This is a genomic window from Streptomyces sp. NPDC059355, from assembly GCF_042752335.1.
Classification (GTDB): domain Bacteria; phylum Actinomycetota; class Actinomycetes; order Streptomycetales; family Streptomycetaceae; genus Streptomyces.
Genome location: NZ_JBHYXN010000020.1, coordinates 110,037 through 122,664, shown reverse-complemented (window position 1 = coordinate 122,664; position 12,628 = coordinate 110,037). Strand labels below are relative to the sequence as shown.

The following is a 12,628-nucleotide window of genomic DNA, read 5'->3' as shown; positions in this document are numbered from 1 at the left end:
GGTGGAGGAGCGGCCACCGCGACGGGAAGAGTTCTTCGAACCTTGGGCGAATGTCACGCTTGCGATGTTACGTTCACGGCTTGCGCGATCTTGAGGCACCTGTGCGCAATCCACCCCCCTGCATTTCACCTTCACGTCACCGCCTGTTGTGTCCATCTCACTCTTCAGTTACCCACGGGGCGGAAGTGTGCGTGGACATGACCGAATGGCGACGCACGGCTTCCCTGACCCGCACCTTGGTGGCAACGGCGACGGGGGCGTGTCTCGTCGCCGGATGCGGGGTGCTCCCCGGGGGCTCGGGGGGCTCCGGGGGCACCATCACGGTCATGACCTTCGCGCCGATGGAGACCAAGGCGACCAACATGCCCGGAATGCCAGGAATGGCCAAGGCCTATGAAGCCTGGGTCAATTCCAAGGGCGGTATCAACGGGCACAAACTGCGCGTACTGACCTGCAACGAGAAGAACACCCCGACCGGCGCCGCCGACTGCGCCCGCAAGGCCATCGACGAGAAGGCCGTCGCGGTCGTCGGCTCGTACAGCCAGCACGGACGCGCCTTCATGGCCCCGCTGGAAGCGGAGGGCATCCCCTTCATCGGCGGGTACGGGGTCTCCTCCGAGGAGTTCCAGAGCACCCTCTCCTACCCCGTCAACGGCGGCCAGCCCGTCCTCCTCGCCGGCGCCGGGCACCAGCTGGGCAAGGCCTGCAGCCAGGTGGCCATCGTCCGCCCGGACACCCTCGCGGGCGACTCCATGCCGATCCTGCTCAACGCCGGCCTGAAGCTCAACAAGGCGCCCGAGGCCAATGACATCCGGGCCGCCGAGGACTCCGCGGACTACGTCACGCAGGCCCGCGAGGCCCTGGCCAACTCCACCGGCGGCAAGGACCGGGGCTGCGTGACCGCGGTACTCGGCGAGCGCACGGAGACGTTCTTCGACGCGTTCCGACGCGAGGACAGCAAGCACAAGAACCCCCAGATCTCCTCGGTCCTCGGCAGCGTCAGCCAGGCCGTGGTCGACCGTACCGGCGGCCGGGAGAGCCCCTTCGAAGGCGCGTACGTCGCCAGCTGGTACCCGGTGTCGACGGACGCGCTGTGGGAGCCGATGCGGAAGGTGATCTCCGAGCACGCCTTCGGCAACGACGCGGTGGACCCGGACGACAGCGGGACGCAGACCACCTGGATCGCGTACACCGTGCTCAGCGAGACCCTGAAGCGGCTCAAGTCCGGCGAGGACATCACGGCGCGCAAGGTGGCGCGCACGCTGAACCAGGGGGAGCCGGTCAAGACCGGCGGGCTGACCCCGGACCTGAGCTGGCGCTACAAGGACATGCGCGCCGTCGCCGGATTCCCGCGCATGGTGAACGGGCGCGTCAACTTCCAGGTCGTCCAGTCGGGCCGGCTGGTCGCCCAGCAGGGCGGCGAGCCGTCGATGGACATGACGGAGACCCTGGAGCAGGCACCCCGGGCCGCGTAGTCCCCGGCTCGCCGTCGGGGTGGCTAGAGCTGGGACTTGTCCCGCTTGGTGAGGGCGTACTTGGCCGCGATCGCGTTCCACAGGGTCGCGGCCGACTCCTTCGCCCTGGTCGCCTCGCCGCTCGCCTTGTTGCCCTCGCTCGCGTTGCCGGTGCCCTTGGCCTGCCCGTCCTTGCAGCCCTTCTTGTCGCCGGCGGTGTCGTCCGCCCAGGCGGCGTAGCTGTTGTCGGCGTCCGCGGAGGACTGCCAGGCCTTGGTGAGCGCGGCGGCCAGCTTCGCGTTGTCCGGGAGCCGGTCCATCTTCAGGTCCTGGAGGCGGGTGACGAGCTCCTCGCGCTGGCGGGCGGCGTCGCGCAGGTCGGTCGCCGCCTGGCCGAGGTTGCGGCAGCCCTTGATGTCGTCGACGGAGCGGATCACCGCGGCGCGGCTGTCGTTGCTGTCCGCGAGGAGCTTGTCCAGCTGGACGGCCTGCGAGCGGGCCGGGTCCACGGGCGCCTCGGCGGCGGCCGCTGCCGAGCTTCCGGCGCTGGGGGCGGCGGCCGCGGCCGCGGGGTCGTTGTTCTGCTTCTTGCCGTCGCTGAGCAGTGCGCCGACGCCGAGCCCGACGACGGCCAAGCCGATGACCACGGCGGCGATCACCCAGGCCGGCACCCGGCGGGTCGCCTCCGGCGGGGGCGGGGGCGGGGCGTACTGCGGGTTCTGCTGCTGTGGATGCTGCTGCTGCGGGGGCTGCGGGAACGGCTGTGCCTGAGGGGGTACGGGCCGCTGCCCGCGCGGCGGATACCCCCGCGGCGGCGGCTGCCGCAGCACCGGCTCCTGCACGGGCGGCAACTGCCGCGTGTGCCCGCCGTCGCCGCCCTCCTCCCGGAACAACGCGTCGAAGCCGTCGGTGACCGGCGGGATGTACTGCGTGGCGGCCTCGTGGAGCCCCGCCCCGCCCGGTACGGGCGGAATGTACTGGGTCGCACCCTCATCGTGCGCCGGTACGGGCGGAATGTACTGGGTGGCACCTTCATCCTGCGCCGGTACGGGCGGAATGTACTGGGTGGCACCCTCGTCCTGCGCCGGTACGGGCGGAATGTACTGGGTGGCCGCCTCGTCGTACCCGGCGCCTGTCGGCGGGAACGGGGCAGCGGGCCCGGCCGGGACCGGCGGGATGTACTGGGTCGCCCCCTCGTCCTGCGCGGGCGCGGCCAGGGCGGGCGGGTAGGGGGTCGCCTCGCCGGGCCCGGCCGGGACCGGCGCGATGTACTGGGTGACCGCCTCGGGCAGCGGCGGGTAGCCGTACCCGTGCGGATCCCCGGGCCCCTCGTAGCCGGGCCCCACCACGTGCCCGGGCGCGGCCTGGTCCGGCACGGGCGGGTAGCCGTACGCGGGCGAGCCCTGCGGCGCCCCCGGGCCCGGCGGGGCCGGGGTCTGCGGATAGCCGTACGCCGGCCGGCCCGGCTGCGGGGGTTGGCCGTGGCTGGGTTGCGGGTACGTCGGGTCGGGGCCCCATGGCGTACCCGCCTGCGGGCCGCCGCCCTGTCCGCTCTCCGTCACCGGGACTCCTTCGCCGACTACTCCGGATATTCCGAATCGTCGGCTCACGCTACCCGGTCACCCCCTGCACCGGAGGCTCCCAGGGGGAGTCTTGCCGATCAGGCCGGGCTCGCGGGGTCCGGCACCGCTCCCCGATCCGGCCCGATCGACAGGACACCCCCTACGCCACCACCTCCAGCCGGGCCGTGAATTCCCGGGCCGCCGGCTCGTCGCGGTACGGGGCGAGCCGGCTCCGGAAGTCGTCCAGGTACTCGGCGCCCCGGTTCGAGCGGATCCCCGACAACAGGTCGGCCGCCTTCGCGGCCGTCTGGCACGCCTGCTCCACCTCACGCTGCTGCACCTGCGCCGCCGCCAGCAGCAGCAGCCCGATCGCCCGGCGCCGCGCCTTGCCCGCCGGGAGCCCCCGCAGCGCCTCCTCGGCCTGCCGGGCCGCCGCGTCCGCCTGGCCGAGGTCCCGGTGGCAGTGGGCCAGCTCGTCCGCGAGGTACGCCGCGTCGAAGTGCCGGATCCACACCGGGTCGTCGCCCGACTCCGGCTCGGCCCGCTCCAGCGCCGTCACCGCCCGGGAGGACAGCACCGCCGTCGCCCGGGTGTCGCCCAGCAACGCGTGCCCGCGCGCCTCGGCGGCGTAGAACATCGCCTCCACCCGCGGCGTGACCTGCCCGCGGGTCCCCTCCTGCGCGGCCCGCGCCAGCTGCGCGATCTCCCGCGGATTGCCCAGCTCCGCCGCGAGGTGGCTCATGGACGCCGCGAGCACGTAGCCCCCGTACGCCCGGTCCCCGGCCGCCTGCGCCAGCCGCAGCGCCTGGATGTAGTAGCGCTGCGCCAGGCCCGGCTGGCCGGTGTCCACCGCCATGTACCCGGCCAGCTCGGTCAGTCTGGCCACCGCCGCGAACAGCGCCCGCCCGACCGGCTCCCGGTACGAGCCGCCGATCAGCCCGGACACCACGGAGTTGAGGTAGTGCACGACGACGGGCCGCACGTGCCCGCTGCCGAAGCGGTGGTCGAGGTCCTTCAGGGCGTCGGTGGTCGCCCGCACCGCCTCCACGTCGGGCATCCCGACGCGCGAGCCGCCGCTGCGCGCCACCTGCGCGTCGGCGCCGGTGATCAGCCAGTCGCGGCTCGGCTCGACGAGCGCCGAGGCGGCCACGCTGGACCCGGCCAGGAAGTCGCGGCGGCCGACGTCGCTCCGCCACAACTCGCTGACCTGTTCGATGGCGCCGATGACGGTCGGGGAGAACTGCAGGCCGATGCCGGAGGCGAGGTTCTTGCCATTGGCCATGCCGATCTCGTCGATGGTGACGGTCCGGCCGAGTTTGCGCCCCAGCGCCTCGGCGATGATGCCCGGCGCCCGGCCGCGCGGCTGCTGGCCGCGCAGCCACCGGGCCACGGAAGTCTTGTCGTAGCGGAGATCGAGGCCGTGTTCGGCCCCGCACATGTTGACGCGCCGGGCGAGCCCGGCGTTCGAGCACCCGGCTTCCTGGATGAGCGCCTGAAGCCGTTCATTCGGCTGGCGCGCGACGAGAGGCCTGGCTGCCATGAAAACCCCCAGTAGCCGCGGGTGATCGTTGGAATGATCACTTCCCGCCTGAGTTGCGGAGAATCATCCGCTCTGCGTCGTGTCGCTACCCAACTCCGGCGCCCCGACCTCCTACGCGCCCCCACACGTGCTCCAGTGCGCCCCATATGCAGGACCGATGCTCCGGCCACCGGCCGGTTTACGCCCGTAACCCCGAGTGACCCCGAGAGTTGTGATGGGCGTGGAAGAGACCATCGGAGTCACGGAGACGGCACCCATCCCCAAGCAGCGCGGCGAGCAGCTGCTGGACCATGCCGTGCGGTACGCGGAGGAACGGCACTGGGACGTCTTCGCCGGCACCTGGCTGGAGTCCGCCGACGGGCGGGAGGTGTGCTCCTGCGGGGCGCAGGACTGCCCGGCGCCCGGCGCGCACCCCACGGTGAAGGACTGGGCGGCGCTGGCCACGGGCAGCGCGGTCCAGGTGCGGCGGATCTGGGCGAAGCGCCCCGAGGCCTCGATCCTGCTGGCGACGGGCCGGACGTTCGACGCGCTGGACGTGCCGGACTCGGCCGGGTTCCTGGCGCTGGCGCGCCTGGAACGGATGGAGCGCACCCTCGGGCCGGTCGCCCTGACGCCGGACCACCGGATGCTGTTCTTCGTCCTGCCGGGCGCCGGGGCGAAGGTGCCGGACCTGGTGAGCAAGCTCGGCTGGTCGCCGACCGCGATCGATCTGGCCGCGCGGGGCGAGGGCGAGTACGTGGCCGCCCCGCCCACCCGTTTCGGCGGCCGGGGCGCGGTCCAGTGGGCCCGCCGGCCCACCCCGGCCAACCGGTGGCTGCCGGACACGGAGGAGCTGATCGCGGCGCTGGCGTACGCGTGCGGGCGCGAGGCGGCGGCGGACCGGGACCGGCGGGGCGCCTGACCCCCGCGCCCGGGATCGCAGGTCAGGACCGGGATGTTCGTGCCCGGAAACTCATGACATAAGTAACTGCCCGCCCTCTCCCCGCCCTCCTATCGTGAGGAAGGCAAGACCACGGGGAACAGGACGAGAGGCAGGCGCACATGCCGGACCAGGCAGTTGCGACGGGTGGGACGGACGGACCGGACGGTGCGCGACCCGCGCCGTCCGCCGGAAGGGCGGCGGTGCGGGTCGAGGGCCTGTGGAAGCGCTTCGGCGACCAGGTCGCGGTCACGGGGATCGATCTGGAGCTGCCCGCCGGCCAGTTCATCGGCCTGGTCGGGCCGAACGGCGCGGGCAAGACGACGACGCTGTCGATGGTGACCGGACTGCTGCGCCCCGACATGGGGCGGGTCCTCGTCGCCGGGCACGACGTGTGGAGCGACCCGGTCGAGGTGAAGTCGCGGATCGGCGTACTGCCGGAGGGCCTGCGGCTGTTCGAGCGGCTGTCGGGACGCGAACTGCTGGGCTACATGGGCCGGCTGCGGGGGCTGCCGGGCGAGGAGACGGACAAGCGGGCGACGCAGCTGCTGGACGTCCTGGACCTCGCGGGCTCGCAGCACAAGCTGGTCGTGGACTACTCGACGGGCATGCGGAAGAAGATCGGCCTGGCCGCCGCCCTGCTGCACAACCCCGAAGTGCTGTTCCTGGACGAGCCGTTCGAGGGCGTGGATCCGGTGTCGGCGCAGACCATCCGCGGAGTGCTGGAGCGGTACACCTCCTCCGGCGCCACGGTCGTCTTCTCCTCCCACGTGATGGAGCTGGTCGAGTCGCTGTGCGACTGGGTGGCCGTCATGGCCGCCGGCCGGATCCGCGCCGCGGGCCCGCTGGCCGACGTACGGGGCGACGCGCCCTCGCTGCAGGCCGCGTTCCTGGAGCTGGTCGGTGCGGGCGGGCGCGACACGGGCGACTCCCTGGACTGGCTCGGCGGGCAGGCGGCCCGATGAGCGCCGCATCCGCATCCGCATCCGCCTCCGCATCCGCCCCGACGGCCGGGCACGCCTTCCCCGCTGCCCCGTCCGCCGCTCCCGCGGTCAACCTGACCTCGGTCTTCGTCCGCCTCAAGCTCTCGCTGATCCGCAACGGGCTGAAGGGTTCGTCGAAGCGCAAGGCCGCGTACTTCAGCTCGCTGGCGCTGTCGCTGGTGGTGGCCTGCCTCGCCATGGTCGGCCTGGCCGTACTGCACGGGAACGCGCACGCGGGCACGGTCGTCGTGCTGCTCGCCGCGATCCTGGCGCTGGGCTGGACGTTCATGCCGCTGTTCTTCCCGAGCGGGGACGAGACCCTCGACCCGAGCAGGCTGGTCATGCTGCCGCTGCGGCCGCGGCCGCTCGTACGGGCCCTGCTGGCCTCCTCGCTGGTCGGCATCGGCCCGCTGTTCACGGTCTGCCTGGCGGTGGGCTCGGTGGTGGCCGTCGCGCGGGGCGCGGCGGGGATCGTGGCGGCCGTGGTGGCCGTGCCGCTGCTGGTGCTGGGCTGCGTCGCGCTGGCCCGCTCGGTGGCCACGGCCAACGTGCGGCTGCTGACCAGCCGCAAGGGTCGCGACCTGGCTCTGCTCAGCGGTCTGCTGATCGCGATCGGCGCGCAGGTGGCGAACTTCGCGAGCCAGCGCCTGTTCGATTCGGGAGGTCTGGCGCAGCTGGAGCCGGCCGAGGCCGTGGTGCGGTGGCTGCCGCCCGCGACGGCCGTCGGCATGGTGGACTCCGCGAGCAAGGGCTCGTACGGGGTGGCGGCGGGCCAGCTGGCGGTGACCGTCCTCGCGCTGGTCCTGCTGCTGCGGTTCTGGGAGCGGAGCCTGACCGCGCTGATGGTCACCCCGGACGGGTCGACGATCGCGGCGGCGAAGCCGTCGGGGAAGCGGGAATCCGCGGGCGGCGCCGGGGTGTGGGCGTTCCTGCCGGCCGGCCGGACGGGCGCGGTCATGCAGCGCACGCTGCGGTACGTGGTGCGCGACCCGAAGACGAAGTCGGCGTGGGTGACGGCGCTGGCGGTCGGTGTGATCGTCCCGGTCTTCAACGCCCTGCAGGGCACGGGCTCGATGTACCTGGCCTGCTTCGGCGCGGGCATGCTCGGCGTGCAGATGTACAACCAGTTCGGGCAGGACACTTCGGCGTTCTGGATGGTCGCGCAGACCATCTCGACCCCGCGGGAGGCGTTCGAGGAGCTGCGCGCCCGCGCGTACGCCCTGGCGCTGGTGACCGTCCCGTACACGGTCGTGCTGACGGCGGTCACGGCGGCGCTCCTGGAGGACTGGGCCGCGCTCCCGGCGGGGCTCGGGGTGAGCCTGGCGCTGCTCGGTTCGATGCTGTGCACGGGTGCGCTGGCCTCGGCCCGGTTCCCGTACTCGATCCCGACGGACGGCGCGTTCAAGAACGTGGCGCCGGGTCAGGGCGGGCTCGCCTGGGCGGGCATCTTCGGCGGCATGCTGGCGTCGGCGCTGATCTGCTCGCCGGTGATCGCGCTGACGGTCTTCCTCAGCGTGACGGACCAGCAGTCGCTGACCTGGATCCTGCTCCCGCTGGGCGCGGCCTGGGGCACCTTCGCGGCCTGGGCGGGGCTGCGCCTGGCGGCCCCGACGGTGGCCAGGACCCTTCCGGAGATCCTGCTGGCGGTCAGCAAGGGCTGAGCGGCGGGCGTACGCGGGCATCCGCGTGCGGGAGGGGGTGACGGGCTGCTGCCCGTCACCCCCTCCCGTCTTTCCGCATGTCAGCGCGTCCGCGCGTCCGCGTGTCCGCGTTTCTCAGCGGGCGGCGCTTCTGATCTCGTCCAGGAAGGGTTCCAGGGCGGCGCGCCAGGCCGCCGGCTGGTCGTAGTGGAGGTAGTGGCCGGCGTCGGGGATCTCGGCGTACCGGCCCTTCGGGAGGACGCGGACCATCTCCTGGGCCTCGGCGCGGCCCAGTTCGCCGTCGAGGCCGCGGACGACCAGGGTCGGGCAGCGGACCTGGGCCAGCTCCTCCCAGTGCGCGTCGTGGACCCAGGTCTCGCGGGCGGTCAGCATCTGGCGCCTGGAGAAGACGGGGCGCCAGCCGTCCCGGCTTTGGTGCATCACCTCGGCGAAGAAGGCGCCGCGGCCGGGGTCGGGGCGTTCCACCCGGGGGTCGTCCTCGCCGAACCAGCGGCGGGCGGCGTCCTGGGTGGGGAAGGGGAGGGGCCAGCGTCGGAACCATTCCTCCCATTCCTGCTGGGAGGCCTCGCCGAGGGCGGAGGCGCGCATGTCGCAGATCACCAGGGCCTCGACCAGGTCGGGGCGGCGGGCGGCGAGCTGCCAGCCGGTGAGGGCGCCCATGGAGTGGCCGACCAGGGTCACCGGGGCCAGGCCGAGCTGCTCGATGACGGCTTCGGCATCGGCCACGAAGGCCTCGCGCCCCAGCGGGGTCGAGGCACCCGGGCCGGCGGCGGGGCGCCCGCTCTGGCCGTGGCCGCGCTGGTCGAGGGCGATGACGCGGCGATGCCGGGAGAGCCAGCGCGCGGTGCCCGCCCAGTGGAAGGCGCGGCCCATCAGGCCATGGAGTAACAGCACCCGGGGCGCGTCGGGATCCGGGGGCGCGGTGGGGGGTGATTCCCGGAACTCCCAGGCGGCCAGGCGCACACCGTCGGCCCCTGTCACATCGATGCGCTGTACCACGGCAGATGCACCCCCTTCGCTCACGGCCAGACTATCGAACCCGTATTCGAAAACGGGGTTCTCGTCTTCAACACCGCTCTTTTGAGTGACCTTGCTCAAGGATTGGCCGCCGCTGCCGATGGAGATCCTTTCAACAGGGAGGCGGGCCGCTCGGGGAAGACGGTCCGAGGGGATGACCTTGAGAGCTCGGGGCTCCGGGTCAGCAAAGGGGAGGACCGGTCCCGGCGCCGCAAGGCGCCGGGACCGCCCACACCCACCACCGGCAGTGCTGCCACCGAAAGTGCCGCGTACCGGCCTGTGTGGAGGCCGTCAGCGCTTGGCCACGAACACGTGCGAGGCGATCTCCGCATCGAGCTCCGCGGCCTCCCCACCACTGCCGACCAGCACCCCGCCCGGCGACTCGGTCACGCTGACCACCGAGCCGGGCTGCACGCCCGCCCGCCGCAGCGTGTACATCAGCTGGGCGTCCGTCTGGATCGGCTCCCCGATCCGGCGGATCACCACCGTCTTGCCCTCCGCGCCCGGGTCCAGCTCCGACAGGCTGACCATGCCGTCCTCCAGGAACGGGTCCGCCTCGGCCTTCTCGCCCAGCTCCTCCAGCCCCGGGATCGGGTTCCCGTACGGCGACTCGGTCGGGTGGCGCAGCAGCTCCAGCACCCGCCGCTCCACCGCCTCGCTCATCACGTGCTCCCAGCGGCAGGCCTCGGCGTGCACCTGCTCCCACTCCAGGCCGATGACGTCGACGAGGAGGCATTCCGCGAGCCGGTGCTTGCGCATCACGCGCGTCGCCAGCCGCCGCCCCTCCTCCGTCAGCTCCAGGTGGCGGTCGCTCGCCACGGCCACCAGGCCGTCGCGCTCCATGCGCGCCACGGTCTGGCTCACCGTCGGGCCGCTCTGGTCGAGCCGCTCGGCGATGCGGGCGCGCATGGGGACCACGCCTTCCTCTTCCAGCTCGAGGATGGTGCGGAGATACATCTCCGTGGTATCGATCAGTCCGGACATTCGTGCCCCTCGGATATCGTGCGCTGGCCCTGCACCCAATTCTGACGCATCGCGCCGACAACCGTCCCGTGCCGGACGTCAAGCGCCGTCCGGGACATCCCCGGGCACACCGGCCCCGGGATTGACGTTCGTATTGACACGCCCTTGGTCCAGACCGCACGGTGAGCGGCGGACACGGACGAACCCCACCTCTGGAAGGGCCATCGGCGTATGAGCGAGAGCAAGCTGGCCGGTCAGTTCCTCGACGCCGCGATCGGACTCCTGGAGCGGGTGAGGGACGAGGAGTCCGCGCACATCGCCGAGGCCGGCACCGCCATCGCCGAAGCCGTCGCCTCCGGGAACCGGCTCTTCGCCTTCGGCGCCGGACACTCCTCGCTCCCCGCCCAGGACGTCGTCTACCGGGCGGGCGGACTCGCGCTGGTGAACTTCCTCGCCGTCCCCGGCACCGTCGGGATCGACGTCATGCCGGCCACCCTGGGCAGCGCCCTGGAGCGGGTCGACGGCCTCGCAGGAGCCGTCCTCGACAGCAGCCCGGCCACCGCCGGCGACGTGCTCGTGATCATCTCCCTCTCCGGGCGCAACGCGCTGCCGGTCGAGATGGCCATGAACGCCCGGGCCCTCGGCCTGAAGGTGATCGGCGTGACCTCGGTGGCGTACGCGACCGGCACCAAGTCTCGGCACGTCTCGGGCACCTTCCTCAAGGACCACTGCGACATCGTCCTCGACAGCAAGATCGCGGTGGGCGACGCCGAGCTGAGCCTCGACGGCATCGACGCGCCGTTCGCGCCCGCCTCCACCGTCGTGACCAGCGCGATCATGCAGGCCGTGATGGCGGCGGCCGCGGGCGAGCTCGCCGCCCGCGGCATGGAGCCCCCGCTGCTGCGCTCGGGCAACGTGGACGGCGGCCACGAATGGAACGGCCGCGTCCTGAAGGAGTACGGCGACCGGATCTTCTTCCGCCACTGAGCCTCCGGACACCTCAGGGGGTGTCCTCTCCCCGGGGCGGCCGCGGCCGGGACGCCAGGTCGAGGTCGGCCGCCACCCGGGCCGCCACCTCTTCCGCGTACGCCGCGTCCGCCTGCTCGAAGGCCGCCCGCGAAGCGGCCCGTACGAAGGTCAGCGCCCCCACGGTCCGCCCGCGGCTGCGCAGCACCGTGCACAGCACGTGCACCGCGTCCTCGGGCCACTGCCGCTCCCGCGCCCAGCTCCCGGCCGCCTCCCCGCGCGGGGCGCTCGTACGGACCGAGCCGATCCGGTCCAGCGCCTGGAGCGCCGGGTGCCCGGGCGCGTACCGGGCCGGGATCGCCTCCGCCCCCGGCAGCAGCGGCGGCGAAGCCGCCATCCGTACGAGGCGGCGCCGGTCCGGGTCGGCCGACCGCTCCAATACGTCGAGCAGCGCGTGCTCGGCGAAGCCCGCGAGCGCGAAGTCCAGTCGTACGGCGGCCGCCTCGGCCGGGTCCTCGCACTCGGCGGCCGCCCGGCCCGAGCGGTGCAGCTGGCCGGCGCGGAACCGCAGCTGCGCCGTGTCCAGCGCGGCCTGCCGGGCCTCGGTGATGTCCTGGAACAGCCAGCCGACCCCGAGCGGCACCGGCTCCTCCGCCAGCGGCGAGCCCAGGCGCAGGAACCCCGACCGCCAGCACCGCCGCCGCACCCCCTCGGGCGTGCGGACCGACACCCACAGCTCCGTGGGCGCGGGCGGCGACCCTTCGGCGAGCACGTGCTGCAGGGCCCCCTCCAGCTCCTCGACGCCCTGGGCCAGCAGCTCCCCCAGCGGCCGGCCGAGCAGTGCGGTGCGCCCCGAGCCGAAGGCGCGGGCGGCGTGCGCGTTGACCACGGCGGGCCGCAGGTCCACGTCGACGAGGACGACACCCCAGGAGGCGTCGTCCATCAGCGCCTCGCTCAGCGCGATGGACCGCTCCAGGTCGATCTGGGCGTGCACCTCGCTGAAGGCGCAGTACACCCCGGCGGGCTTCCCGTCCGCCCCGGGCACCCCGGCGGACTGGGTCCGTACGAGCACCCGCCCGCCCTCCTTGGTCAGCAGCGCGAACTCGTGCACCTGCCGCCCGGGCACGTCCTGGGCGGACATGAGCCGCTCCTCCACGTCCTGTGCGTCGGCGGCGCGCACGGCCCACCCGGCGAAGCCCTTGCGCCCGACCGCCTCGGCGGCGCTCCAGCCGAGGATCCGCTCGGCCTCGCGGTTCCAGTGCGTGATCACGCCGTCCGAGTCGAACGCGCACAAGGCCGCGTCCATCCCGTCGAGCAGCGCTGCGAGCAGATCGTCGGTGGTCTCACTACGTCCGGAAGCACTCACCTGGCACCCCCTGCAGGTGTTCGCGTGTGCGGCACGTTGGATCATTCAACTGGAACGTGACGCAGCCCACACCGCATTCCCCGAATCGCCCCGAAATAAATCACTTGAGGACCTCGGGAAGCGGTTCTAGGCTCTGCCGTACACGAGAAGGGAGGTGGTTCCCGAAATGTACGGAAACCGGACGCGTGAGGTGGCTG

Annotated in this window: 10 protein-coding genes; 5 read left to right on the top strand and 5 right to left on the bottom strand. The window is 72.9% G+C overall.

Annotation, left to right across the window (positions count from 1 at the left end; all coding sequences use genetic code 11):
* Positions 1-197: 197 nt before the first annotated feature.
* The gene (locus tag ACFXGI_RS20580; RefSeq protein WP_384708410.1) at positions 198-1,475 is read left to right on the top strand and encodes an ABC transporter substrate-binding protein; all 1,278 of its coding nucleotides are present in this window, start codon (positions 198-200) and stop codon (positions 1,473-1,475) included.
* 23 nt (positions 1,476-1,498) lie between these two features.
* On the opposite strand, the gene ACFXGI_RS20575 is transcribed toward ACFXGI_RS20580, so the two are convergent.
* Positions 1,499-3,016 (bottom strand): hypothetical protein, encoded by a 1,518-nt coding sequence (locus tag ACFXGI_RS20575; RefSeq protein ID WP_384708407.1) that lies wholly within the window; start codon positions 3,014-3,016, stop codon positions 1,499-1,501.
* A 160-nt stretch (positions 3,017-3,176) separates the two neighbouring features.
* A complete protein-coding gene (locus ACFXGI_RS20570; RefSeq protein ID WP_384708404.1) occupies positions 3,177-4,556 on the bottom strand; it encodes a transcriptional regulator in 1,380 nt (459 codons plus the stop codon).
* A 214-nt stretch (positions 4,557-4,770) separates the two neighbouring features.
* On the opposite strand from ACFXGI_RS20570, the gene ACFXGI_RS20565 reads away from it, so the two are divergent.
* The 3 genes from ACFXGI_RS20565 to ACFXGI_RS20555 all read left to right on the top strand — a co-directional run bounded on the left by ACFXGI_RS20565 (position 4,771) and on the right by ACFXGI_RS20555 (position 8,119).
* On the top strand, positions 4,771-5,457 hold the full coding sequence (locus ACFXGI_RS20565; RefSeq protein ID WP_384708401.1) for a bifunctional DNA primase/polymerase: 687 nt from the start codon (positions 4,771-4,773) through the stop codon (positions 5,455-5,457).
* A gap of 140 nt (positions 5,458-5,597) precedes the next feature.
* On the top strand, positions 5,598-6,440 hold the full coding sequence (locus ACFXGI_RS20560; protein ID WP_384708398.1) for an ABC transporter ATP-binding protein: 843 nt from the start codon (positions 5,598-5,600) through the stop codon (positions 6,438-6,440).
* Positions 6,437-8,119 carry a transporter gene (locus ACFXGI_RS20555; protein ID WP_384708395.1) on the top strand — a complete coding sequence of 561 codons (1,683 nt, stop codon included), beginning with the start codon at positions 6,437-6,439 and terminating at the stop codon, positions 8,117-8,119. Before ACFXGI_RS20560 ends, ACFXGI_RS20555 begins: the two co-directional genes overlap by 4 nt.
* A gap of 114 nt (positions 8,120-8,233) precedes the next feature.
* Here ACFXGI_RS20555 and ACFXGI_RS20550 read toward each other — a convergent pair whose 3' ends face one another.
* Positions 8,234-9,118, bottom strand: coding sequence for an alpha/beta fold hydrolase (locus ACFXGI_RS20550; protein WP_384708392.1), 885 nt, complete (start codon positions 9,116-9,118; stop codon positions 8,234-8,236).
* Positions 9,119-9,427: 309 nt separating this feature from the next.
* The gene (locus ACFXGI_RS20545; RefSeq protein ID WP_384708389.1) at positions 9,428-10,120 is read right to left on the bottom strand and encodes a metal-dependent transcriptional regulator; all 693 of its coding nucleotides are present in this window, start codon (positions 10,118-10,120) and stop codon (positions 9,428-9,430) included.
* Positions 10,121-10,330: 210 nt separating this feature from the next.
* Between ACFXGI_RS20545 and ACFXGI_RS20540 the strand changes: the two genes are divergently transcribed.
* The gene (locus tag ACFXGI_RS20540; protein ID WP_384708386.1) at positions 10,331-11,086 is read left to right on the top strand and encodes an SIS domain-containing protein; all 756 of its coding nucleotides are present in this window, start codon (positions 10,331-10,333) and stop codon (positions 11,084-11,086) included.
* 13 nt (positions 11,087-11,099) lie between these two features.
* Here ACFXGI_RS20540 and ACFXGI_RS20535 read toward each other — a convergent pair whose 3' ends face one another.
* A complete protein-coding gene (locus ACFXGI_RS20535) occupies positions 11,100-12,431 on the bottom strand; it encodes a PAS domain-containing protein (protein ID WP_384708383.1) in 1,332 nt (443 codons plus the stop codon).
* Between the last annotated feature and the right edge of the window lie 197 nt (positions 12,432-12,628).

Coding starts and splice junctions, on each gene's coding strand:
- ACFXGI_RS20565 (WP_384708401.1), top strand. CDS start 4,771: ATGGGCGTGGAAGAGACCATCGGAGTCACGGAGACGGCACCCATCCCC.
- ACFXGI_RS20580 (WP_384708410.1), top strand. CDS start 198: ATGACCGAATGGCGACGCACGGCTTCCCTGACCCGCACCTTGGTGGCA.
- ACFXGI_RS20560 (WP_384708398.1), top strand. CDS start 5,598: ATGCCGGACCAGGCAGTTGCGACGGGTGGGACGGACGGACCGGACGGT.
- ACFXGI_RS20570 (WP_384708404.1), bottom strand. CDS start 4,556: ATGGCAGCCAGGCCTCTCGTCGCGCGCCAGCCGAATGAACGGCTTCAG.
- ACFXGI_RS20555 (WP_384708395.1), top strand. CDS start 6,437: ATGAGCGCCGCATCCGCATCCGCATCCGCCTCCGCATCCGCCCCGACG.
- ACFXGI_RS20545 (WP_384708389.1), bottom strand. CDS start 10,120: ATGTCCGGACTGATCGATACCACGGAGATGTATCTCCGCACCATCCTC.
- ACFXGI_RS20540 (WP_384708386.1), top strand. CDS start 10,331: ATGAGCGAGAGCAAGCTGGCCGGTCAGTTCCTCGACGCCGCGATCGGA.